The following is a 22,581-nucleotide window of genomic DNA, read 5'->3' on the forward strand; positions in this document are numbered from 1 at the left end:
CGACGGAGTTGAAAATGGCGACCAAACGAACGCTCACTTGCGGTGCCGCAGCACTTTTCATGGCGGGAGCGGCAATCTGTGCCCCCGCCTCCGCGCAGGATCAGCGCAAACCCAACATCATCCTGCTTGTCTCCGACGACACCGGTCTCGGCGATCTCGGTCCGTATGGCGGCGGCATCGGCCGCGGCATGCCAACGCCCAACATCGACCGGCTTTCTTCCGAAGGCATGACCTTCTTCTCGTTCTACGCGCAACCCAGCTGCACCCCCGGCCGCGCTGCCATGCAGACCGGCCGCATCCCCAATCGCAGCGGCATGACCACCGTGGCCTTTCAAGGCCAGGGCGGCGGCCTGCCGGCGGCCGAATGGACACTCGGTTCGGTGCTGAAAACCGCCGGCTACAAGACGTTCTTCACGGGCAAATGGCATCTGGGCGAAGCGGACTACGCCTTGCCCAACGCCCAGGGCTACGACGAGATGAAGTATGCGGGCCTCTATCACCTGAACGCTTACACATACGCGGATCCCACGTGGTTCCCGGACATGCCTGCGGACGTGCGCGAGATGTTCCAGCGCGTCACCAAGGGCGCATTGTCCGGCAACGCCGGCGAAAAGCCGCGCGAGGAGTTCAAGATCAACGGTCAATACGTCGACACGCCCATGGTCAACGGCCGTGAAGGCGTCGTCGGCATTCCGTTCTTTGACCGGTATGTCGAAAAGGCCTCGCTGGACTATCTGGACCGCAACGCCAAGTCCGAGCAGCCGTTCTTCATGAGCATCAACTTCATGAAGGTGCACCAGCCCAACATGCCGGACCCCGACTACATCCATAAGTCCATGTCCAAGAGCAAGTACGCGGATTCGGTCGTGGAACTGGACGCACGGATCGGGCGCATCATGGACAAGATCCGCGAGCTGGGCCTGGACAAGAACACGCTGGTGTTCTACACGACGGACAATGGCGCCTGGCAGGACGTCTACCCCGATGCAGGCTACACCCCGTTGCGCGGCACAAAGGGAACGGTGCGCGAAGGCGGCAACCGGGTCCCCGCGATCGCGTGGATGCCCGGCAAGATCGCCGCGGGCGCCAAAGATCACAGCCTGGTGGGTGGCCTGGATCTGATGGCGACGTTTGCCGCGGTTGCCGGCGTGAAGCTGCCCACGAACGACCGCGAAGACAAGCCGATCATCTTCGACAGCTATGACATGTCGCCCGTCCTTTTTGGCACCGGCAAGTGCGACCGCAAGTCGTGGTTCTACTTCACCGAGAACGAGCTGTCGCCGGGCGCCGTGCGCGTTGCCAACTACAAGGCGGTGTTCAACCTGCGCGGCGACGACGGTGCGGTGACGGGCGGGCTTGCCGTGGACACGAACCTGGGCTGGAAAGGCGCGGAGTCCTATGTGGCGACGGTGCCTCAGGTCTTCGACCTTTGGGCCGACCCGCAGGAGCGTTACGACATCTTCATGAGCAACGTCACGGAGCGAACCTGGACGATGGTCATGATCAACGACGCCGTCGCGCCGCTGATGAAGACGTACATCGACTACCCGCCCCGCAAGATGCAAAGCGAAGGCTATGACGGACCGCTGACCTTGTCCGGCTACGAGCGGTTCCAGTACATCCGCGACAGTCTGGCGAAGGACGGCTTCAAGCTTTCCCTGCCCACTGGAAACTGACGCCGGCACGCCGCGGTTCACCTGGTTCAGGTGAACCGCACGGACGCGGGACCCGTCCGGGCAGGCGGCTTGCTGCTACAGGCGGATGGACGCGGCAATTCCATCCCGGCAAGCTAGCCGCCTGCCAGCTTGCGACCCGGCTACAGGAGGTCCCATGTGGGAACCCAGCGAACGCTATCCCGATCCGGCCATTGAGGTGCTGGATCCCCGATTCCGCAATATCCGGCTCAATAACGCGGGCATCGAACGCCTGGCGACCGGTGTCCGCTATGGCGAGGGCCCGGTCTGGTTCGGAGACGGCAGGTGCCTGATCTGGAGCGACATCCCCAACAACCGCCTCTTGAGATGGGACGAGGAAACGGGTGCGGTATCCGTGCACCGTCAGCCTTCCGGGTACACGAACGGCAACACGCGCGACCGCCAGGGCCGGCTCGTCAGTTGCGAACATGGCGAGCGGCGCGTGGTGCGGACCGAGTACGACGGCTCAGTGACGGTGCTGGCCGACCGGTTCGAGGGCAAACGCCTGAATGCGCCGAACGACGTGGTTGTGCGGCGAGATGGATCGATCTGGTTCTCCGATCCGGTATTCGGCATTCTGAGCAACTACGAAGGCTTCAAGGCCGACCCGGAACTCCCGACGCACGTCTATCGGCTGGACCCCGGCACTGGGGAGCTGCAGGCCGTGGTCCGGGGCATCCACAATCCCAACGGTCTGTGTTTTTCGCCGGACGAACGGCTGCTGTATGTCGTGGACAACGGCTCTTCTCCTAACCGCATCCTGGTCTACGGGGTGGGAGAGGACGGCACGCTGGATGAAGGGCGCACGTTTGTTGAGGCAAGCCTTGAGGCGATCCCGGACGGCATCCGCTGCGATACCGAGGGCAATCTTTGGGCCGGCTGGGGACCGGGTCCGGAACTGAGCGGCGTGATGGTCTTTGCACCCGACGCCACGGCCATCGGCCGCATCGCCCTGCCCGACCGCTGCGCCAATCTGTGCTTTGGCGGCGCGCGGCGCAACCGGCTGTTCATGGTGACCGGACAATGCCTGTTTGCGCTGTATGTGAATGCGCAGGGCGTCCCCTACTGCTGACCGGGCCGCTACAGAAACCCGATCCAACGCCCCGCGACCAGGCATCCCAGCCAAAGCGCCAGCGACGCACCTGCCTGCGCGCGAAGCATCCCGGCTGGCCGGCCGCCGTTTTCGACGCCGGCCCACGCGCGGCCCCGGTGCACGAGCCAGGCGTTGACCGCACCGGCGGCCAGCAGCGCCATCTTCACGAGGAATGCGGGATTTTCCAGATACTCAAGCGGACGCACCGAAAACAGCATCGCGCCCGTCAGCACCGCCAATGCAAGGCCCGTGGCGGCAGTGCGCGCCAGCACCGGCGCCAGGACGGCCAGCGCGTTCGGCTTCAGGATGCCGAGCAGGCGCAGATCCAGCGGCACGATAGACCCGATCAACAGGCCGATGGCGCCAATATGCGCGGCGTTCACCAGCAGATAGAGAACGCCGGACCGGCGCAACCACAGCGCCGGCGGAACGGATTCAAGGTGTTCGAGCGCAAGCCGCAGCAGTTCAGGCATCCGGCGCGGGTGCTCAGGGTTTCTTGATGCGGCTTGGGTAAATGTCGTAGGTCTTTCCGCCCACGGTCACCTGGACGGCCTTCATGCGTTTGGCGGCCGCGTCCTGGTCACGGTTGCCGACGGCGGTGATCGCATCGCCGGGCTTGGCGGAACCTTCCACGAATCCGGCTTCCTTTGTCTGGCTGGGGTTGCCGAGTTCCACCGTCCACACGCCGTCCTTGGCCCGGACCTTGAGCGTGGGGTGCGGCGGGGCGATCTGCACCTGTTCGACCGTGCCCTGCAATGTCATTTGTTCGGATTCTGCCCACGACCAGCCGTGGTGCGCCATGGCTGAGGGGACGACGCCGCCGATGGCAGACAGCGCCAGTGCGGCGATCAACGCGCGATGGGAAAGCTTCATGTCGATGCTCCTGAAGTGCGGTGGCTGCCGTTCGTCCGCGCGAAGGCGCAGGCGTGAGCGCGAAAAAGCAGGATAGCAGCCGACTCTTGAGATGGGTGTGAATTTATTTGGCGGTCGGGAGGCGAAAAATCAGCGCTCGAATCCTGAGAATTTACTTCTAAGGATTTACCTTAGCTTGCGGCTGTTCCTTTTTAATTATCTGATGATTAATCAATAGCTTAACGCCGATTAATGAGATAGCGGATGAAGTCGAAATGGCGCCCCGCGTCGCTTGCGTCTGCCGCGTTCACCCAGGAAAACCCTGCGGAACTTTCCCTGTTCGGTAACGGTCGCTTTATGTTCAGGCAATTGTCAGCATATGCCGACATTTGCCCAGAAGCCGTTTCCGCGCGTCCACCCCCGGGAGAATTGCATGTCATTGCTCCGCTCGCGTTTCCTCGCGAATCTGCCCTCCACTTCCACCGCGCGCCCCCCTGATCTCCCTTCTCTCCACGCCCTTTCGCTGCGTACCGATCCATGTCCACGCGGCGTGCAACCATGAGCGCCGTTCCTGACGCCGTGAACAATCGCGCGCCCACCGGCCTGTCGGTCATGGACGCAACCATGGTGCTGGTCGGCGTCGTCATCGGCATCGGCATCTTCGGTTTCCCACCTCTTGTCGCGCAACATGCCCATTCAGACGCCATGTATATCGGCCTGTGGTGCGCGGGGGGGCTCGTCATGCTGGTGGGCGCTCTCTGCTATGCCGAACTTGGCTCGGCGTATCCCGGCGCCGGGGGCGAATACCTGTACCTGACCCGGGCTTGGGGTGCGCGCGTTGGGCTGATGTTTGCCTGGGCGCGCTGCTCCGTCATCCAGACTGGCGCGATTGCGGTCGTGGCGTTCATCTACGGCGACTATGCCAACCGGCTATTGCCATTGGGATCACAAGGGCCGGCCGTGCACGCGGCCATCTCGGTGGTCGTGCTGACGGGCCTGAACATGATCGGCACGCGTTATTCCAAGCGGCTGCAATGGGTCTTTACCCTGCTGACGGTGATCGCCCTGGCCGCGGTGCTGATCGCCTGCCTGACGGCTTCGGGTGGCGAGGCGCTCAAGACCCCGGACCCCGCGCCGCTGTCGGGGAACACCGCAGGCCTGCTGGGCATGGGCATGGTGTTCGTGCTGCTGACCTATGGCGGATGGAACGAAGCCGCGTACCTCAGTGGCGAACTGCGCGACCCCGGGCGGAATATGAGCCGGGTGCTGCTGATCGGCACGGCGGTCGTCACCGGCGCCTATGTGCTGACCAACATCGCCTTGCTGGAAATCTTTGGCTTGCAGGGGCTCCGCGACACGCCCGCGCTGGGCGCCGAGGTCATGCAACTTGCGGCCGGCCCCTATGCCGCCGCACTGCTCAGCCTGACCATTTGCGCCACGGCGCTCAGCACCATCAACGGCACCATCATCACCGGCGCGCGGGTGTATTACGCGCTGGGCCGGGACGTGCCGCGGCTGCAGGCGCTGGCCGGCTGGAGCGACCGCAACGAAACGCCGGTCAGCGCGCTGGTGGCCCAGGGACTGATCACGCTGGCGCTGGTGGCGCTGGGCGCCTTCAGCCAGAACAGCGTGCAAACGATGGTGGCGTACACCGCGCCCGTGTTCTGGCTGTTCATGATGCTGGTGGCCGCGTCCGTCTGGCGCCTGCGCCGCCTGGATCCCGATCGCCCCCGGCCCTTCCGCGTGCCGCTCTTTCCGCTGCCTCCCTTGCTGCTGGCGCTGACCTGCGCCGGGCTGGTGGTTTCCAGCGCCATGTATGCCGGCGCCGGCGCCCTGATCGGGCTGGCCGTGCTGGCAGCTGGCGTGCCGCTCATGCGACTGCTCAAGCCCGCCCAGGCCATCGGCTAACTGGTTCTTCCCTGTCCTCTTCGTCCAAGGAACCCTCACCATGCAACGCTCCAACGTACGCTTCAACGCATCTTCCAAGTCCGCGGTTCAGGTGTTCACGCCGCGCCTGCGTCTCGCAATGCTGGCCTCGGCAATGGCGTTCGCGCTCTTGGGCGCGAGCGCCGCCATGGCGCAGACCGCCGCGGCGCCCGCCAAGGCCGGGGAACAAAAGGCCTATGTGCCCGACGTCGGCCAGGAAGGCAAGGACGTCATCTGGGTCCCGACCCCGCAAAGTCTCGTGGACAAGATGCTCGACATGGCCAAGGTCACGCCCAAGGACCGGCTGATGGACCTGGGATCGGGCGATGGCCGCACGGTCATCACGGCCGCGCAGCGCGGCCTGACCGCGCAAGGCATCGAGTACAACCCCGACCTGGTCGAGCTGTCGCGCCAGAACGCCAAGCGCGCCGGCGTGGCCGACCGGGCCACCTTTGTGGCGCAGGATCTCTTCACCACAGACCTGTCGCAGGCGGACGTGATCACGATGTTCCTGCTGTCGACCATCAACGAGAAGCTGCGGCCAAAGCTGCTGGAACTGCCGGCCGGCACCCGCGTTGTGTCCAATACGTTCCGCATGGGCGACTGGGAGCCGGACGCCTCCGAGACCGTTACCGAGAACTGCCAGACCTATTGCACGGCGCTGTTGTGGATCGTGCCGGCCAAGGTTCAAGGCAAATGGGATCTGGGCGGCCAGACGCTGCAGCTGGATCAGCACTATCAGGTGCTGTCCGGCAAGCTGGGATCCGTGCCGATCTCGGACGCCCGCCTGGACGGCACGTCGATCACCTTCACCGCCGACGGCGTGCGTTATGCGGGCGTAGTGAACGGCCGCACCATGAGCGGCACCGCCGCCGGCAAGGGCAACTGGCAGGCCAAGCGGAGCTGATCTTCGTGCGTTGGACGTCGCGCGCGGCGCGGCCTTGTGTGGCCGCGTCGCGTTGACCGTCCCCGGCGTCATGCAATAGCATCTGTTGCATGAGAAGAGACAGCAAGCTTTCCGGCGTCCTGCACGTTCTGCTGCATATGGCCGAGCACCCCGGTCCCATGACCTCCGACGACCTGGGCCGCGTCATGCAGACCAACCCCGTGGTGATCCGCCGCATCATGGCCGGCCTGCGAGAGCAGGGTCTGGTCCGCTCCGAAAAAGGCCACGGCGGCGGATGGACGATTTCCTGTGACTTCAACGCAGTGACGTTGCGCGATATCTACGACGCCCTGGGCGCACCGGAGATCTTTGCGATGGGCAATCGCAGCGAGTCGCCGGGATGCCTGGTGGAAGAGGCGGTGAATGCGTCGCTGGACGACGCGTTCGAAGAGGCCCAGCGGCTGCTTCTGGATCGGCTCGGCAAAGTCACGCTGGCCGCCCTGAGCCGCGATTTTCACGCGCGCATGGTGGAGCGCGGGCAAGCGTTTGATCCGCAGGCCATCCACGAGGGGTGATCGCCCCCTACTTCCACGGCTGACGCCACGCCATCAACGACGCTTCGACGTGCGCAATTTCGGCCTGCGACATCCCGGCTTCTTCGTAAAATCGCTGGCGCTCGCGCACCACATTCAGGACGCGGTCGATGATCGATCGGGCGGCCGCTTCCGACCGGAGTCCGAAACGCCGGTACTCGGTCAGGCAATTGGCAAAGGTGCTGTCACGGCCCTCGGCGCCGATGTGCAGGTAATGCCGCGCCGACCCTTCCTGGGTCACCACATCAAACAGCGGCGACATCCGGTAGGTGTGCGCGCCTTCGTCCTTCAGGAAGCCGACGTTCTTCAGGTGATCGTCCGTGTTGTGAACGGCCACGTTCAGGACCATCCGCGCATACAGCTCCAGCAGATCCTGCACGGGGTTCGACGAGATGCGGCGCGCCACGTCGGCCAGCCGCGCGTAGGAATACGTGGCTTTACCGCGCGGCCCGTCCAGCTCGCGCTTGCCAATGTGCACGGACGGGCTGATCAGGGAAGCGCCGCTCAGGAAATGCCGCCGCGCAATGACTGGATCCGCCCCTTGCTGGACCGGCAATAGCTCGCGGTCGAACCGGTGCGTCAGCAGCACCGCGCCAAGATGGGTCTGCGCCAGGCGGATTTCGGGCACGTTCAGCCCGATGGCGCGGGCCATCTGCAGGTTGGCGTACTCCACGCGCTGGCGGTCGTAGGACTCGCCCTTGCGGGGAAACTTCGCGATCCACATCTCGCCTTCCGCATCCCGGACGATCGTTTTGGGACGCGCGCCGCCGATATCCCACGAACTGCCCAGGATGTCGCGATACAGCCCCTTGGGCTTGATGCCCTGGTCGATGTCGGTCAGCAGGTCCGCCAGGGATTCGAGCTGGCTGACTTCGGGCAGCCGATAGGTCTTGCGCATGTTGGGCGTCAACTGGCGGGCGCTGAAAAACAGCGCTCCCACGCCCATGCCGCGGCCCTTGAGCAGGACTTCGTTTTCGGTCACCCGGGCGCCCGCATTGTCCACGCGCATCACATTGCGGCCCCAGGCATCCGGCGCGGCATCGAAAATGGCGCCCAGTGTTTGATAGCGGCTTTCGGTGCGGAATGTAGTCGTCGAATCGGTGAGGGGCAGATTCAGCGGGTCCAGCGAAAACGCGCGCGGATCGTTCACGTAGGACTGCACATACGTGAACTCGGCAAAAAAATGGTTCTCGTCGGTGTCGTCCAGGGTCAGGATTCCGGCCAACACGGCCTCGCCCCGGATATCCACGTAGACGAAAAGCTCGCTTTCGACGGTTTTATGCTTTTTGGCTGGCACGATGGCGACCGCCGCGTTACAGGCTGGAAGGATCGGCGCGATGCGAATGCTGCGCCTTGCCGCTGCCCCGGGCGGGCCGGCGCATGGCATCCAGCCGTTTGCCGACGCCATCGAGGTCAGGATCACCCAGCGCGAACAACTGGTCGCCAAAGCCGTACTGCAGCAACGCTTCAAATGCCAGCGCCAGGGATACGCCCCCATCGCCGCGCTCAAGCCGGTTGATGGTCGCTCGCGAAACCCCCATGCGGCTGGCCAGCATCGCTTCTGTTTCGTTGCGGCGCAAGCGCGCGGTGCGGATGCGCGCACCTAGACGAGCCAAAGCTTCGGCCGCCTCGAAACTGGGTTCGATCTTCTTTTTCATGACGCAATAATAGTGCTTTAAACGCGTTAATGCACTATTAATAAGTCAAACCCATCACAGAAGGAAGCCGCATTTATAACGCACAAATGCAACTAATGCGCCATTAATGAGGCAAATCCCTGCCCCGCAGCGCATTCCTCACCGCGTCACGGCCTGATCCAGCCGCAACGCCGCCCGCCCGGTGTCCAACGTGACGCGCGCGCCCAGCGGCAGGGTCAGATTGGGTTCGCCGTGTCCGCTGGGCCAACCGGCCAGGACCGGGATGCCGCGCGCGGCAAACTGTTCGATCACCAGCGGATACAGCAGGCTTTGCGCCTGCGCATCCTCCAGATTCGTGCCGATGATGCGAGTGAAATTACCCACGATCACGCCCTTCAGACCGTCAAACTTGCCTGCGGCGGCCAATTGACTCAATAGCCGGTCCACGCGAGGCAGCGCCTCGTTGACGTCTTCAAAAAACAGAATGGCGTCGCGGGTATCGATCTCGTGCCGGGAGCCGATCAATGCGGCGATGAGCGCCAGGTTTCCGCCGACCAGTCGTCCGCTTGCCGTGCCCGCAACCAGTTCCACCGCGCGAGTATCCGGCGGAGGTTGAATCCAGGCACCCTGCCCGATCTGCCCGCCCAGCATGGCCAGCAGATGGGATTCAGTGGGCTCGCGCTTGCCCGCGACCAGATCCTGCGCCAGCATCGGCCCGTGAAACGTCACAAAACCGGCGTGGCGCTGCATGGCCAGATGCAGGGCCGTGATGTCGCTGTAGCCGATGAAGGGCTTGGGATGTTGGCGAAGCAACGCGAAATCCAGCTTGTCCAACAGCCGCCATGAGCCGAAACCGCCCTGCAGGCACCACACCGCGCCGATATCCGGCGCGGCAAACGCGGCATGCAAGTCGTCCAGGCGCTGGGCGTCGGTACCGGCCAGGTATTCATAGGGGGCGTCGAGCCGCGTGCGCGATGCCGGCATGACCACCGGCGCGAAGCCCCGGTCTTCCAGCCATTCCGCGGCAAGATCGCTGGCGTTTGGCGCCGCGGACGCAGGCGCCACGATCGCGACCTTCGCGCCGGGCCGCAGGACTGGCACAGGGGCGGCCGCCGGTTTCGCGTGAGAAGGCGGCGGCGCGGTGTCACGCCGTGCGGCGGCATTCTGGGCAGACTGGGATGCGGCATTCGGCGCACCTTCCCGCCCGCCTGCGCAACCTGCCAGGCCAAAGCCGGCCAGGCAAAGCGCGCCGGCATTGAACAACATCCGTCGACGTCCGGTGTCCGGAGAGCCGCCATCAACGCGCGGCGTGGGCTGCGGATGCGCCGCGAACACAGAATCGGCAATCTGGGAGCTGGTTGGTCCGCCCATCAGAATCGCTCGTAGTCCAGCCGGTAGCGCCATTGTCCCGCGGCAAGGCCTGCCATCGGCAACCGCCCGATCCGCAGACGCCGCAATGCCAGCAAGCGCAAGCCCGCCGCATCGCACACGGCTTCAATGAACCCCGGCAGGGGCGACTTCAGCGCAAAGCGCAGGTGGTTTTCGTTCTGCCAGCTGACCTTCATCGGCGTGGCGGCGCGGCCTTCATAGGCCATGCCGCGCTGCATGCGGGCCAGGTCCGCTTCGCTGAGCTTGCCTTCGACATGCGCGATATATTCCTGCTCCACGTGCCGGCCCTCCTCCACCAGCTTGCGGGCCACGGCGTACTCCTGGGAATAGACGACCAGGCCGCTCGCAGCGCGCTCCAGCGGCGTCACCAGCTTGAGTCCATTGAACATGCGTTTCAGGTAGCGCTGGCCCGACCGGTCTCCAGGCATCAGGTTCTCGGGCAGGATGAGGTCGCGCGCCGAGCCGGGCTGGTCGTCGGCATACATGCCGGCCGGCTTGTGGACCAGCACGGTGACCGGACGGCCTTCTTCGAGCCGTGCGCCGGGCATCAGACTCACAACCTGGAAGGGCGCGACTCGCAAACCCGGCTCTTCCTGCACTTTGCCGTCGACGGTTACCCAACCGCCTTCGATGTAGCGCTCGGCATCGCCGCGCGAACACGGCAGCTCGGCCGCCAGGCGCTTGGCCAGGCGATCGGTGTTGCTTGCGGCAGCTTGTGCGGAGGGGTTGGAGCGATCGCGGCGTTCGGGGGTATTGCGCACGGGCCGGGCGACGGCGCCCTTCGCGCTGGCTTTGGGGCCGCCCGCTTGCGATTTAGCGCCATAGCGGTCACCGGGCTTGCGTTCACCGGGCTTGCGGTCGCTGGGCTTGCGGTCGCTTGCAGCGCGTCCGCTGCTTTGGCGTTCGGTGGCTTTCGGCCAGTCGCTTTTCGCCTCAGTGGCTCGACGTGCTGTTCCCTTGGATTCGATGGCCTTGCGCTCAAACGCCTCAGTCTTTCCGGCATTGGAGACGCCCCGGCTTTGACCAGCCGGGGCACGCTGGAACGGTTTGCTCGTCGCAGCGGACTCGTCCGATCTCGCCGGACGTGCACTGCGGTTTGCCGCGCTGCGCTTGGCGGGACGGGAGGTCAGCGTGAGCGTGCCGGGCTTGGTGGGCCGCATCGTGTTGCTCATCGTCCCCCCTCCTGATGCAGCGGATTGAAACGGTGAAGGAAAAGGTCAGGCACGCCTGCAGGCGCCAGGAGAAAAAGCATTGTCATCGGTGTTGCCGGGTATTGCGAAAAGCGGGCCACATGGCCCGCACCTTGAGACGGATGTTACGCCCTTTTCTGCCGCGGTCCGTCGGGCGGGTCCACGTTCAAGGCGGCTTCGTCCGGGTAGACGTCTGCGGGCGGCGGCACTTCATCGATCCAGGCCTTGAGCAGCGTCGACGTCACCGCCAGAATCACCGGACCAATGAACAATCCGACGATGCCGAAGGCGAACATGCCGCCCAACACGCCGGAAAGTATCAGCAGCATCGACAGGTTCACCCCGCGCTTGATAAGCAGTGGCCGCAGCAGGTTGTCCAGCGTTCCCACCACAATGGCCCAGACCAGCAGCACGGCGGCTGCCAGCTTCATATCGTTCTGGAACAGCCAGGCAACCCCGCCCAGCATTGGCAGAAACGGGCCGAGCTGCGCCAGGCACAGCATCACCATGAGCGCGGTCAGAATCCCCGCCGCCGGCACGCCCGCAATCCAAAGCCCGATACCGCCCAGCGCCGATTGCACGACGGCGGTCACAACGATGCCTAGCGCCACCGCGCGGATCGCAGACGCGGCCAGCCTGATCGCGGCGACGCCGCGCTGGCCCGCGAGCCGGTTGGCAAAGCGCCGCGCAAAATCGGCCGCAATGTCGCCTTTGCTGTAGAGGATGCCAGCGATGATCACGGTGATCAGCATGTGCATCACGAACACGCCGACGATGGCGGCGTGACCGAGCAGCCAGTGCGCGGCGGTGGTCAGGTACGGTTCAATCCGCGCCAGCAGCCCGCCAGCGCCCGCGTCCGACAACGTCTGCCATTCCTGGGCGATGCGGGGGCCGGCCAGCGGAATGCTGCCGATCCACGCCGGCGGCGCCAGCAGTGCATAGTCGGGCAGGCTCTTGACCGCCGCCATAATGGCGCCGCCGTGCAGCGCCAGCGTGGAGATCGCCTGATACAACGGCAGCACGATTACGAACAGCAGGATGAGCAGCATTGCCACAGTGGCCAGCCAGCGCCGCCCGCCGCAGTGCCGCTGAATCGAGAGCAACACCGGCCAGGTGGCGACCACGATGGTCGTGGCCCAGATCAGCCCGGGCAGAAAGGGACGCAGGACATACAGGCTGCCGATCATCAAGGCCAACAGCATGACGATCACAAGCAGAACCCGGGCTATGTCGACGGACTGGCGTGGTATCACCCGCGGCTCCTGGCGGGGCTTTCGCCCCAGGTTGCGGTGGATGCGGACTGGCGGCGCCCGCCCTGCCAGCCATCGCGATCAATCGAATGTATCCGAAATCCGCGCGAAGCTGAATGGGAACATTACTTGCTCGGCTTGCCGCTGCGGCCGGCCGGGTTCGCCGGTCCGGGGCGCAGGCAAACAGTGTGGAGGTGTGCCATGAAAAACATGGCTTTCGCCAGCGTATTGCTGGCAATCGTGTTGAGCGGCTGCAGTTACATGGATTCCCACCGCTCCGACGGGTCGCACGCCGCGCGCGCAACCCATTCCGACCCCGCCAATTACCATCGGTCTGATTTTGGCGAGCCAAACAACGAACCATTCCAGGGAACTTACCCGGGACGCTGACCCGCCGATGGGCCGAACGTTGCTACCGTCGGGCGCAAGGGCTACGAGACGCCCAGCATCGTGCGAATCCGGCTGCGGATCGCGCCGGAATACGCCCAGCACCAGACCGCGAGGGCCAGCATCGCCACTGTGAAGTAGGCGCGTGCGCCCTCCGGCACGGGATTCATTTGCGACAGGGTTGGGAAGGGTTCAAAGCCGATGAAGTCGGTGGCCGCCAGCGTGCTGAAAATCAGGGCCAGCACCGGACCAGTGAACCGAGGGCGCTCGCCCCGAGTCTGGGGGGAAGCAAGAAAGCACCAATGTAACCAGCGTATGAGCTGGATGCCCACCGCGACCAGGGGAATAAGCAGCGCAAGCTGTAGCACCAGCAGCGCCAAAATGACTTGAGTAGGAAGCATGCGCGGATTTTAATCGGATCCGCGGTGTGGCCCTGGCCTATGCCCCCATTTGAAAAGCGCGCCAACTGGGGCCTGCGCTGGCCAGCCACTCCTGGACATACTGAAGGCTCAAGGCGATTGACAGGGCCTCGCCCTGAAACAGGACGTCAGGCTGCGCGCGAAGCCAGTTGAAGTCGTCGATTCTGCGGATGTCTTGCGCCAAGACCTTCAGGCCTTGGCGTGACGCTTGCCCCAGCAGGCTGAAGAAGCGCTCTTGCAACGGGCGACGGGTACAGATACCTTCCGGAATGCCCACCCGCAGGCCCGTGGCGCGAAGTGTGCCGAATGGAACTTGCGCCGAGGGCAGCAGCCGCACGCGTAACGCGGGCTGCAGTTCCTGGTAGCTGTGAAAAAGCGTCGCGCCCTGCGCCAGGCGGTCGCTGAGGGGGACGTTGTACGTGACTTTGGCGCAGGGATAGATCGGCTGGCTGAGCTGCGCTTCTTGCAGCGTGTCACGCAGTTGGTCGCCGGCCACGGCGCCAATGCGCAGATCCTGGCATAGCTGCTGTGGAAGCAGGATATCGGAGTGGACGTTGAGCGGATGGTCCATCGACAGCGTTGCCATGCAGCCCGCCGCGCGGAAGATTCGCCCGGCGCGGCGCAAGGCATCTGCTGAAGCGGCATTGGCGAGCAACGCGGAAGTAAGGCGGCTGTGACCGCCGACCAGCGCCATTTCGCGGACGACCCCTTTCGCGTCCAGCACGGGTTGGATTCGTAACGGCTCGCTGACGAGTGAGGCGGATTCGGCCTGGTTGATAGCGTTCATAAGGCGACGAGTTTATGGAGCGCAATTTCACAAACCAATCGTAAAAGTACGATTTGCGTTGCCATTTGCCCGCGTCATCGGCGCATTTTCAAAATTTTCTTATATCCGCCGTTTGGGGCCATACCTACGATGGGCGCATGCCTGTCAAGGAAACCAATACCCTCTCGCCAGACGTCCAGCCAGTCCCCCGAGCCCCCACGCTGCTCTTGCATCTCTTCGCCGCCGCATTGCTCGCCTGCATCGCAGCGGCCGCTGCATTTCTGCTCTACTGGTCCTTCACCGGCACGGTTTCCACCTACCGGCGCCAGATGAACGCGGCCGCGTACAACGCACAGATCTTCTTCGATCAGCGGGAGTCGCTGCTTCGCTCGCTGGCGTCCAGCCTGGTCCGCAACACCGATTCCGCGCCGGCCTCCGAAACGCCGCGTCACTTTGGCAACACCGGGCAGATCAACGTCTTCCCCCTGCACGAAGGTCCCAACGCCTACGACTGGGCGTTGATTCTCACCCCGCGCGATCTCAACGACATTGCGTTCGCGCAGACGCAACTGCTCTTCAGTTCCGTCCGAAATGGGCAGACCACCTATCTCACGCCCCGCCCCGGCCAACCCGCCGGTCCGGATCACGCCGCGCAATCCTGGCTCGCGCGCAAGCTCGCCGTCGCCAATCCAAACGCTGCGCACGGCGGGCAAAACGCCATCAGCTGGCTCAAGCCTCAGCTGAATAACGCCAAACCCCTGTATCTGTACACGCCTGTCGATGCTTCCGCGCCGAGCGCCGGATGGATCGGCCTGGAACTCGGCGACATCAACGCGGCCATCGACCCGTCTTCGCTGCAGGGCGGCAGCTACCTCCTGCATGACCAGGATGGCGCGCCCGTCCTGCATAGTCCGGACGACGCGCAAACCCTGGCGGGGCTAAGCCGCTACGCCGGGCGCGAGGACTCATTCGGCTTGTGGGGATCCGGCCTGCTACCCCGCTACGTCGTGCTCAGCAAGTCCGTCGGCGAAGACGGCTGGCGGTTGGTCTACTACATGCCGATCAGCCGGATCCTGGATGACGCCGCCTACGCCATCCAGGCCACGCTGGGCGGCGCGCTTCTGCTGTGCGCTGCGGTCATCGTCGGCATTCGGCACATCCGCCGGAAACTCGTCGCCCCCGCCCTGCGCCAGTACGAGGCCCTGGCAGAAAGCGTGTCCCTGAATCGAAGACTGGTCGAAGTCGCGCCCGTGGGCCTGTGCCTCTTGCGCCGGGCAGATGGCATGCCGCTGCTGTCGAACGAGCTCGCCAGGGATTGGTTGCTGGAAGACCCGGCACTATTGGCCCGGCTGCTGGCCGACGACGGTCATGGCGCCCAACACGAATACCCGCTGGAAGACGGCCGGTGCCTGCACCTTACCTTCGCGCCCATCACCTATCGCGCCGAGGAAGTCATCCTCTGCGGCATCAACGACATCACTGCATTCAAACGGGTCGAGCACTCCATCACCCAGGCCAAGTTGCACGCCGACGCCGCGAACCACGCCAAGACGGTGTTCCTGACCACCATGAGCCACGAGATCCGGACACCGCTGTTCGGCATCCTTGGCACGCTCGAACTGCTTGGCCTGACCACCATGGACGGCCAGCAGCAGCAATACCTTCATACGATGCAGCAGTCCTCGGCAACCCTGCTCAGCTCCATCAACGACACGCTGGACCTGTCGCGCATCGAGGCCGGCTACCTGAAGCTCGAAACCTCGGAGTTCTCGCCGGTCCAGTTGCTGGACAGCGTCATTGGCACCTATGCGGCGCGCGCCGACGCCAAGGGACTGCACCTGTACGCACTGGCCGACGTGGCCGCGCCGGCGCAAGTTCTGGGCGACTCGACCCGCGTCCGCCAAATCCTCAACAACCTCGTCAACAACGCCATCAAGTACACCAGTTCCGGCCAGGTGGTGCTGCGCCTGCAGGTACTCAGCCAGGACGCGCATTTCGCCACCCTGAAATTCCAGGTGGCGGACACCGGCATGGGCATCTCGGCAAAGCACCACGCGCGGCTTTTCGAACCCTACTTCCGCGCTGAATCCGGTGATAACCAGAATGTCCCTGGCACCGGCCTCGGGCTTGCCATCTGCCGGCGCCTGTCCGAGATGATGAACGGAACGCTCAGCGCCGTCAGCGAACCCGGCCTGGGCACCAGCATGTCGCTCATCCTGACCCTGCCGCGCGTCGGCGGTGTGCGCACGGACCTGGGTGTGCGGCTGGATTCCAGGCCGGTCTTCGTGCGGGGCGCCAACAACGAGGTGGTCGCGAATCTGTGCCAGTGGTTGCGTCACTGCGGCGCCGTGGCAATGCCCTACAAGGCCACCCTCCATGGCCGGCGCGAGGGCAGCGTCCTTGTGGAAACATGGTCACGCGATTTGACGCCGGCCGTCTGGAGCGGCGCTCGGGTTTTTGCACAACCCCCGGGCGTTCAGCCGCGGCCGACTCGCAACACCTGGACGGCCGACAGCCATAGCCTCGCCAGTATCGTCGCGGCGGTCCGGCTGGCGCAGGACAGCGTCGCCACCAAGACGCTCCCCGTGCTGGAGCCGTCGCGAGACGCGCTCGACATGCACCTGCTGGTCGTCGAGGATAACCCGGTCAGTCGTCAAATCCTGCGCGAACAGCTTGAACACCTGGGATGCACGGTGGTCGTGGCGGCAGACGGCAACGACGCGTTGGCGCTGCCCGACCTCCCAGAGTTCCACGCCATCCTGACCGACCTGCACATGCCAGAGCTGGACGGCTACGCCCTCACCCGCGCGCTCAGAAGCCAGGGCTACACCCGCCCGATCGTGGGAATCACCGCCAGCGCGTTTACCGAAGACCTGCGGCGCAGCTCGGAAGCCGGCATGAACACCGTGCTGCTCAAACCGCTGCCGATTGCCGCGTTATGCCAGGCGTTGATGCCGTTCAAGGAAGCCGCATGGCGAGAAAGCTGTCGGAGTACAGGGTGCTGATCGTGGACGATCATCCATTTCAATGCGTTCACCTGGCCGACCAGCTCGCCTCGGCCGGATTTGGCCGGGCGGATGTGGCGTCTTGCGCCGAGACCGCCCTGGCCAAGACCGCGCGGCAGCCGTATCACCTGGTGCTGATCGACCTGAACATGGCCGGCATGGATGGCGTGCAATTCATCGACCGGCTGTCCCGGCAGGAACAACCTCCCATGCTGGCTATTGTGTCGGCCTGCCTCAAAGGCATCATCAACAGCGTTGCCATGATGGCCAAGGAAAAGGGACTTGACGTGCTGGGCTCGTTCTCCAAGCCGTTTACCCCGCACCACGCCTCCCAATTGGCCGGCCTGGTCAGCCGCAATCCGCCTGAATCAAAGGCACACACGAAACCGCAACTCGCGCGCCGCACGACGGGCCCCGTATTGGACCGTGCCGCGATCGATAACGCGCTGCATCGAGGGCACCTGCAAGCATGGTTCCAGCCCAAACAGTCGCTTGCAACCGGGCGGATCGTCGGCGCTGAGGCGCTGGCGCGGTGGCTGCACCCGGCATTCGGCTGCCTGCCGCCAGACACATTCCTCGCCGCGGTGCGGGGGCACGGGCTGGACAAGGCTCTGCTGCGACATATCCTGGAAGCCGCGCTGAACGCGCACATGCACTGGCGCCAGATGGGCTTTCGGGTGCCCGTCTCCGTCAATTTGCCCACCCAGTGCCTGGACGACCCGGATCTACCCGACGACCTCGAGGAAATCGTGGCGGCCAAGCGCGTGGCGGCGTCCGAAATCACCTTCGAACTACTCGAGGACGAGACACCGACCATACAAGGCCAATACTATATGGGGGCCAGCCGATTGCGGTTGAAGGGTTTCGGGTTGGCACAGGACGACTTTGGCCGAGGATACAGCTCCATGTACAGCCTGATTTCGACGCCGTTCACCGAACTGAAAATTGACCGCGCCTTTGTCAGCGGCGCGGCACACGACGAAAGCCGGTCGGCGGCGCTGGTGTCTTCGGTACGGCTTGGGCGGCGATTGGGCTTGCAGGTCACCGCCGAAGGCGTGGAAACCGCCCACGATCTCGCGTTCCTCCGTCGCATCGGTTGCGACTGCGTCCAGGGGTATTTCATATCACCCGCCGTCACTTCCGACCGCTTCAGCCAGATGCTCGCCAGCGAGCGGCAGGCGGCAAATCCTAAGCATCGGTGAGAACCGGCCATGCGAAAGCCCGATACCCCGTTTGCCCGGATCACCCGTACCTCTCGCTGGCTGAATTTCGCCCTCTTCGGCATCCTGCCCTTTGCCCTCGTCCTGGTCGGCGCGCTTTATTGGGGACTGAACCGCATCGTCGAGCAAGAGAGCGATCGTCTGAAGCTCGACTTCTCCATTCTGGTCGGCTACATCCAGGCCCAGGAGCAATTCCTGGGAAAGCTCCGCGCCCACAGCCCCTCGCTGCCCACCGAAAACCTCTCGACAGAGATCACCCTGCAGGCGACCGACGTGCCAGAGCGCTTCGGCATGCAGCTCTTTGAAGGTCAACATTCCTACGCGGAAATGGCTTTCTCGCTGGCATGCGAGCAGGCCTCTGACTGCCCTACCGCAGGTCGCCGCCTTGCGAACCTGGGCGAGTTCGTGGCGGACTTCTATTCAAGCTACTGGGCGGCGTCCTACTATCCCGCCTCCACGATCTTCCTGATAAACCAGTCGGACAGCATCAGCATGAGCGTGCCCGCCGTCGGCGCCGTGTCGGGTTACGAGCGCCTGAGTCCCGCCGCTTTCCTGACAGTCACCGACGCCATCAGAACGGAGTTGCGCCGCCTGCAGACGGTCCGCCAACGCCTTATCGATCAAGACCTTCCCGGGCATCGCGACCCTCCCAGATCCGGACGCGTCCATTGGTTCAGGTTGGAAGCGCTTTCCGGCAGCATGCTGGGTTTGCTGTACGCCGACATGCCGCAATCTGTCTGGTCCACGGCACGGGATGGAACGTCTGCCGTCTACGCGGCCACGCAATTCAATCATCAGCGGATCAACATCTTCGAAAAGACCCTGCGCAAGCCGCTGCACGGCGGGTTCTGGCTGACGCACCGCAGCGAGGGGCTGCTGCTCGGAGAACCGCCCGGACCGACCGGAACCAAGGACGGCCTGGAATACACGGCGGAAGGGATCGTGCTGCGTATCACGGACCCGTCGGGAGTTTGGACTGGCACTTATCGCGTCAGTTATGGCGCCTTCTTCCAGGACAACCTTTGGCTGCCCGCCATCGCGGGCCTGCTGATTCTGCTCAGCCTTGGGACCGGCATCATGTCTTCGCGATGGTACAGCCGCCACGTCATTGCCCCTGCCTCGAATGCGCAACGCGACATCGTCGAAAAGGAAGAATTCAGCCGGACATTGATCGAGACCGCACCCGTGGCGCTGTGCGTATTGGCGCGGCCCGGTGGCGAAGTCGTATTCGGCAACAGCCTGGCGCTTCAATGGCTGGGCGCGGAGGCCGGCCGGGAGCTGGACAACTCGCCGCAGACCAACCTGTTCCTGAGGCAGGTGCTCGGCGCAGCCGGTCCGGGCACGATCGCCAGTTTTCAGGCCACGGATGGACGTCCGTTGTACGTGGCCTATGCACCTACCCGCTACAACCACCAGGACGTGGTGTTGTGCGCTTTCTCGGACATCAGCGCCCGCGCAGTCGTTGAGCAGGCCCTGACGGAGGCCAAGCGCGAGGCAGACAGGGCCAACGAAGCAAAGTCGACCTTCCTGGCCACGATGAGCCACGAGATCCGAACTCCTCTCTACGGGGTGCTGGGCACGCTGCAACTCATGAGCCTCACCACCTTGGACGCCGAACAGCGCCAGCACCTGGAGCGCATGCAAAGCTCGTCGGCGATCCTGCTGCAGCTCATCAGCGACGTTCTGGACATCACCAAGATCGAAGCCGGACAACTCGCGCTGGAGTTTTCGGAGTTCAACCCCCGCGAACTGGTCGAAGAATGCACCAACGCCTACGCGGCGATGGCCGAACAGAAGGGGCTGCTGCTCTTTTGCTGCGTGGATGTCGCCGTGCCCGAATGGATGACGGGCGACCCCGTGCGTATCCACCAGATACTCAGCAACCTGCTCAGCAACGCCATCAAGTTCAGCGACTCCGGGCACGTGATCGTCCGGCTGACAGTGGCGCAAGTGCTGGCCGACCGCACGCATCTAAGGCTGCAGGTGGTCGACACGGGGATCGGCATCCCCAAGGAAGGACAGGCGCAGCTTTTTGTGCCGTTCTATCAGATCGACAGCGGCTCACATACCGTGCGCGGCGCGGGCATCGGATTATCCATCTGCGCACGCCTGGCCGGACTGATGGGCACCAGCATCAGTGTCACCAGCGAACTCGGGCTGGGCAGCAGCTTTTCATTGGATTTGCCGCTACAAGTGGCAGCCGGCCAGCCATTCAGCCCCCCCGACTTGAGCGGCCTGACCGTATACGTCCGAAGCCCGCATCACGAACTGTCCGAAAACATCAGCCAGTGGCTGAAACGCTGGGGCGCCAAGGCAGTTCCCACGCCCGCTCCCCTGCCCGCGGGCACGCCAGACGACATCCTCGTGGATGTCCTGCATCCGGGCAGCGGCAACCTGCACGACTGGGCCGGCCACCATGTGCTGGCCAGCGCAAGCGCCAAGCCACCCACCGCGCGCACCGTCCGGGTCATTGCCAGCATCGAACACATTGCCGCCGGCATCCTGGCCGCGGTTCGCGGAGAACATACCGTGGACCTCGAATCCGACATCAGCGCCTTAGCCCCGCTTGGCCTGTCGATCCTCGTCGCCGAGGACAATCCGATCAATCAGGCGACGCTGCAGCATCAACTCGAACAACTCGGCTGCGAGGTCACCCTGGCGTCCGACGGCGCGGAAGCGTTGATGTTGTGGGGGCTTACGCGTTACGACGTGGTCCTGACCGACGTGAACATGCCGCGCATGAATGGCTATGAACTCGTGAAAACATTGCGGGCCGAGGGCGCCACCGTTCCCGTCATTGGCGTCACCGCCAACGCCATGCGCGAAGAAGAAGAGCGCTGTCTGGCGGCGGGCATGACCTCCTGGCTGGTCAAGCCCATCAGCCTTTCCACACTGCGACGGCATCTTCAGGGAAGCCGCGCGCCATCGGCTGACATTGCGGACGCCACGGCCCCGCCGCGCGCAACGCGCCAACCCGAGCCCGCGCCGGCCGTGCCGGAAAAGTACCGCGCATTGTTCGTCGATACGATGGAAGCCGATATCGCACAGATGGTCCGGGCCCTCGAAACGAACGACCAACGCCTGTTGAGCCGCACGCTGCACCGGATGCGCGGCGCATTGAGCGTCATGCAAATGACCGCAATCACCGAACGCCTGGAAGCATTGGAGGAGCAGTTGCGCAGCGCCGGGCTGAATGCGGCTGCCCTAGCCGAAAGCCATGCGGTGGTCGAGCTGCTGCGCGATACGCTGGCCCAGGTCTAGCCTTCAAATTCGGGCGCCGAACAATCCGATATTGCGCCGAAGCCGACTCGCTTTCGAAGCTTGTCTATGTATTGAGTGGGTATCGGGCGGTAGATTCAGCGGCTTTCTCAGTAGCCCTGGCCGCCTGCTTCGCGCGTTTTCTGCCTGCAGCCCAACCGTTTCTCCTCGCCTTTTCAGTGGAGTTTGAACATAAAATGGTCACCGACGGACGTACCGAAATTCCTGGCGCTCTCAGCCTGGCGGGGCCAGCCACGGACCGGCTTCCCCGTGCCGTGTCGCAGTCCGGACACCCGGGATTACCAGGCGCAGTCGAACATCAACGCGATGGCGGGATCATGATGAAGCTTTCGTCCGATCAGGATGTTCGGATCATCGTCGCCGACGACCATCCCATCATTTCCCTCGCGCTCGCGGATTCCCTGAACGATGTGCCCGGGTTTACGGTGGTGGCCACGGCTCGATCAGGCCTCGAACTCGTCACTGCCGTGCAGGACCATCCCTGCCATCTCATCGTCACCGACTTTTCAATGGCCGCCCGGTCCGCGGACGAAGACGGCTTGCGGCTGATTGAGCGGTTGCAACGCCTGTTCCCGGAAATTCCCATCGTGGTCTTCACGATGTTGTCCAACAGCGGCATCCTGAACCAGCTTCGCCAGGTGGGCGTGGCGGGAATCGTCAGCAAGGAAGAGCCGATCGATGAGCTGGTGTCCATCTGCGTGCGCGCGCTGAGCGAAAGCGGGCCGATCCTGTCGCACAGCATCAGCCAGCGGCTCAGCCAGAACGACGTGACCATGGGACGTGCCGGCAAGGGAAAGGGGTTGTCGCCGAAAGAGCTGGAGGTGGTGCGGATGTTTGCGCAGGGCCTATCCGTTACCGAGATCGCGCGGCGCCTTCATCGTTCAGTGGCAACCATCGGCACGCAAAAACAGTCGGCGATGCGCAAGTTGAACATCGAGACCAACGCCGAACTGCTCCGGTACGCGGATGAGCAAGGTTTTTCCTGAAGATTGAGA

18 protein-coding genes are annotated in these 22,581 nt (G+C 64.1%); 9 read left to right on the plus strand and 9 right to left on the minus strand.

The window, feature by feature from the left end; all coding sequences use genetic code 11:
- Positions 1 to 14 precede the first annotated feature (14 nt).
- Positions 15 to 1,676: an arylsulfatase gene (locus tag B2W22_RS04735; RefSeq protein ID WP_286936404.1), complete on the plus strand. Its 1,662-nt coding sequence runs from the start codon at positions 15 to 17 to the stop codon at positions 1,674 to 1,676.
- 154 nt (positions 1,677 to 1,830) lie between these two features.
- Entirely contained in the window at positions 1,831 to 2,766 is a 936-nt protein-coding gene (locus B2W22_RS04740; protein ID WP_175136495.1) for an SMP-30/gluconolactonase/LRE family protein, read from the plus strand.
- 8 nt (positions 2,767 to 2,774) lie between these two features.
- On the opposite strand, the gene B2W22_RS04745 is transcribed toward B2W22_RS04740, so the two are convergent.
- Positions 2,775 to 3,260 (minus strand): DUF6644 family protein, encoded by a 486-nt coding sequence (locus B2W22_RS04745; RefSeq protein WP_286936405.1) that lies wholly within the window; start codon positions 3,258 to 3,260, stop codon positions 2,775 to 2,777.
- 13 nt (positions 3,261 to 3,273) lie between these two features.
- Positions 3,274 to 3,660, minus strand: a complete 387-nt coding sequence (locus B2W22_RS04750; RefSeq protein WP_286936407.1) for a DUF6152 family protein — start codon at positions 3,658 to 3,660, stop codon at positions 3,274 to 3,276.
- Positions 3,661 to 4,197: 537 nt separating this feature from the next.
- Between B2W22_RS04750 and B2W22_RS04755 the strand changes: the two genes are divergently transcribed.
- From B2W22_RS04755 to B2W22_RS04765, 3 genes are all read left to right on the plus strand, one after another.
- Entirely contained in the window at positions 4,198 to 5,547 is a 1,350-nt protein-coding gene (locus B2W22_RS04755) for an APC family permease (RefSeq protein WP_175121528.1), read from the plus strand.
- A gap of 118 nt (positions 5,548 to 5,665) precedes the next feature.
- Positions 5,666 to 6,472 (plus strand): SAM-dependent methyltransferase, encoded by an 807-nt coding sequence (locus B2W22_RS04760; RefSeq protein ID WP_414631940.1) that lies wholly within the window; start codon positions 5,666 to 5,668, stop codon positions 6,470 to 6,472.
- 89 nt (positions 6,473 to 6,561) lie between these two features.
- A complete protein-coding gene (locus B2W22_RS04765; protein ID WP_286896287.1) occupies positions 6,562 to 7,026 on the plus strand; it encodes an Rrf2 family transcriptional regulator in 465 nt (154 codons plus the stop codon).
- Between the two features lie 7 nt (positions 7,027 to 7,033).
- Here B2W22_RS04765 and B2W22_RS04770 read toward each other — a convergent pair whose 3' ends face one another.
- From B2W22_RS04770 to B2W22_RS04800, 7 genes are all read right to left on the minus strand, one after another.
- Positions 7,034 to 8,341: a type II toxin-antitoxin system HipA family toxin gene (locus B2W22_RS04770; protein WP_286936410.1), complete on the minus strand. Its 1,308-nt coding sequence runs from the start codon at positions 8,339 to 8,341 to the stop codon at positions 7,034 to 7,036.
- 16 nt (positions 8,342 to 8,357) lie between these two features.
- The gene (locus B2W22_RS04775; RefSeq protein ID WP_175136502.1) at positions 8,358 to 8,702 is read right to left on the minus strand and encodes a helix-turn-helix transcriptional regulator; all 345 of its coding nucleotides are present in this window, start codon (positions 8,700 to 8,702) and stop codon (positions 8,358 to 8,360) included.
- A 138-nt stretch (positions 8,703 to 8,840) separates the two neighbouring features.
- Complete coding sequence (locus B2W22_RS04780; RefSeq protein ID WP_286936412.1) at positions 8,841 to 9,782, minus strand: S66 peptidase family protein; 942 nt, start codon at positions 9,780 to 9,782, stop codon at positions 8,841 to 8,843.
- A 269-nt stretch (positions 9,783 to 10,051) separates the two neighbouring features.
- Positions 10,052 to 10,759 carry an RNA pseudouridine synthase gene (locus tag B2W22_RS04785; RefSeq protein WP_254594280.1) on the minus strand — a complete coding sequence of 236 codons (708 nt, stop codon included), beginning with the start codon at positions 10,757 to 10,759 and terminating at the stop codon, positions 10,052 to 10,054.
- A gap of 626 nt (positions 10,760 to 11,385) precedes the next feature.
- Positions 11,386 to 12,462, minus strand: a complete 1,077-nt coding sequence (gene ydiK, locus B2W22_RS04790) for an AI-2E family transporter YdiK (RefSeq protein WP_175121533.1) — start codon at positions 12,460 to 12,462, stop codon at positions 11,386 to 11,388.
- A 479-nt stretch (positions 12,463 to 12,941) separates the two neighbouring features.
- A complete protein-coding gene (locus B2W22_RS04795; RefSeq protein WP_175121534.1) occupies positions 12,942 to 13,298 on the minus strand; it encodes a hypothetical protein in 357 nt (118 codons plus the stop codon).
- A gap of 37 nt (positions 13,299 to 13,335) precedes the next feature.
- On the minus strand, positions 13,336 to 14,103 hold the full coding sequence (locus tag B2W22_RS04800; protein ID WP_175121535.1) for a hypothetical protein: 768 nt from the start codon (positions 14,101 to 14,103) through the stop codon (positions 13,336 to 13,338).
- 137 nt (positions 14,104 to 14,240) lie between these two features.
- On the opposite strand from B2W22_RS04800, the gene B2W22_RS04805 reads away from it, so the two are divergent.
- The 4 genes from B2W22_RS04805 to B2W22_RS04820 all read left to right on the plus strand — a co-directional run bounded on the left by B2W22_RS04805 (position 14,241) and on the right by B2W22_RS04820 (position 22,572).
- Positions 14,241 to 17,087 carry an ATP-binding protein gene (locus B2W22_RS04805; RefSeq protein WP_286936415.1) on the plus strand — a complete coding sequence of 949 codons (2,847 nt, stop codon included), beginning with the start codon at positions 14,241 to 14,243 and terminating at the stop codon, positions 17,085 to 17,087.
- Positions 17,054 to 18,289, plus strand: coding sequence for an EAL domain-containing response regulator (locus tag B2W22_RS04810; RefSeq protein ID WP_286936416.1), 1,236 nt, complete (start codon positions 17,054 to 17,056; stop codon positions 18,287 to 18,289). The genes B2W22_RS04805 and B2W22_RS04810 overlap by 34 nt, the downstream gene beginning before the upstream one ends.
- A gap of 9 nt (positions 18,290 to 18,298) precedes the next feature.
- Entirely contained in the window at positions 18,299 to 21,568 is a 3,270-nt protein-coding gene (locus B2W22_RS04815; RefSeq protein ID WP_286936418.1) for a hybrid sensor histidine kinase/response regulator, read from the plus strand.
- Between the two features lie 335 nt (positions 21,569 to 21,903).
- Positions 21,904 to 22,572 carry a response regulator transcription factor gene (locus B2W22_RS04820; protein ID WP_175121538.1) on the plus strand — a complete coding sequence of 223 codons (669 nt, stop codon included), beginning with the start codon at positions 21,904 to 21,906 and terminating at the stop codon, positions 22,570 to 22,572.
- Positions 22,573 to 22,581: the final 9 nt, after the last annotated feature.

Source organism: Achromobacter sp. UBA4530 (assembly GCF_002388205.1).
Classification (GTDB): Bacteria; Pseudomonadota; Gammaproteobacteria; order Burkholderiales; family Burkholderiaceae_B; genus Achromobacter; species Achromobacter animicus.

What these genes read in the sequence shown, in the direction of transcription:
- B2W22_RS04735 (WP_286936404.1), top strand. Translation starts at nt 15, where the DNA reads ATGGCGACCAAACGAACGCTCACTTGCGGTGCCGCAGCACTTTTCATG.
- B2W22_RS04740 (WP_175136495.1), top strand. Translation starts at nt 1,831, where the DNA reads ATGTGGGAACCCAGCGAACGCTATCCCGATCCGGCCATTGAGGTGCTG.
- B2W22_RS04745 (WP_286936405.1), bottom strand. Translation starts at nt 3,260, where the DNA reads ATGCCTGAACTGCTGCGGCTTGCGCTCGAACACCTTGAATCCGTTCCG.
- B2W22_RS04750 (WP_286936407.1), bottom strand. Translation starts at nt 3,660, where the DNA reads ATGAAGCTTTCCCATCGCGCGTTGATCGCCGCACTGGCGCTGTCTGCC.
- B2W22_RS04755 (WP_175121528.1), top strand. Translation starts at nt 4,198, where the DNA reads ATGAGCGCCGTTCCTGACGCCGTGAACAATCGCGCGCCCACCGGCCTG.
- B2W22_RS04760 (WP_414631940.1), top strand. Translation starts at nt 5,666, where the DNA reads ATGCTGGCCTCGGCAATGGCGTTCGCGCTCTTGGGCGCGAGCGCCGCC.
- B2W22_RS04765 (WP_286896287.1), top strand. Translation starts at nt 6,562, where the DNA reads ATGAGAAGAGACAGCAAGCTTTCCGGCGTCCTGCACGTTCTGCTGCAT.
- B2W22_RS04775 (WP_175136502.1), bottom strand. Translation starts at nt 8,702, where the DNA reads ATGAAAAAGAAGATCGAACCCAGTTTCGAGGCGGCCGAAGCTTTGGCT.
- ydiK (WP_175121533.1), bottom strand. Translation starts at nt 12,462, where the DNA reads ATGCTGTTGGCCTTGATGATCGGCAGCCTGTATGTCCTGCGTCCCTTT.
- B2W22_RS04795 (WP_175121534.1), bottom strand. Translation starts at nt 13,298, where the DNA reads ATGCTTCCTACTCAAGTCATTTTGGCGCTGCTGGTGCTACAGCTTGCG.
- B2W22_RS04800 (WP_175121535.1), bottom strand. Translation starts at nt 14,103, where the DNA reads ATGAACGCTATCAACCAGGCCGAATCCGCCTCACTCGTCAGCGAGCCG.
- B2W22_RS04805 (WP_286936415.1), top strand. Translation starts at nt 14,241, where the DNA reads ATGCCTGTCAAGGAAACCAATACCCTCTCGCCAGACGTCCAGCCAGTC.
- B2W22_RS04810 (WP_286936416.1), top strand. Translation starts at nt 17,054, where the DNA reads ATGGCGAGAAAGCTGTCGGAGTACAGGGTGCTGATCGTGGACGATCAT.
- B2W22_RS04815 (WP_286936418.1), top strand. Translation starts at nt 18,299, where the DNA reads ATGCGAAAGCCCGATACCCCGTTTGCCCGGATCACCCGTACCTCTCGC.
- B2W22_RS04820 (WP_175121538.1), top strand. Translation starts at nt 21,904, where the DNA reads ATGATGAAGCTTTCGTCCGATCAGGATGTTCGGATCATCGTCGCCGAC.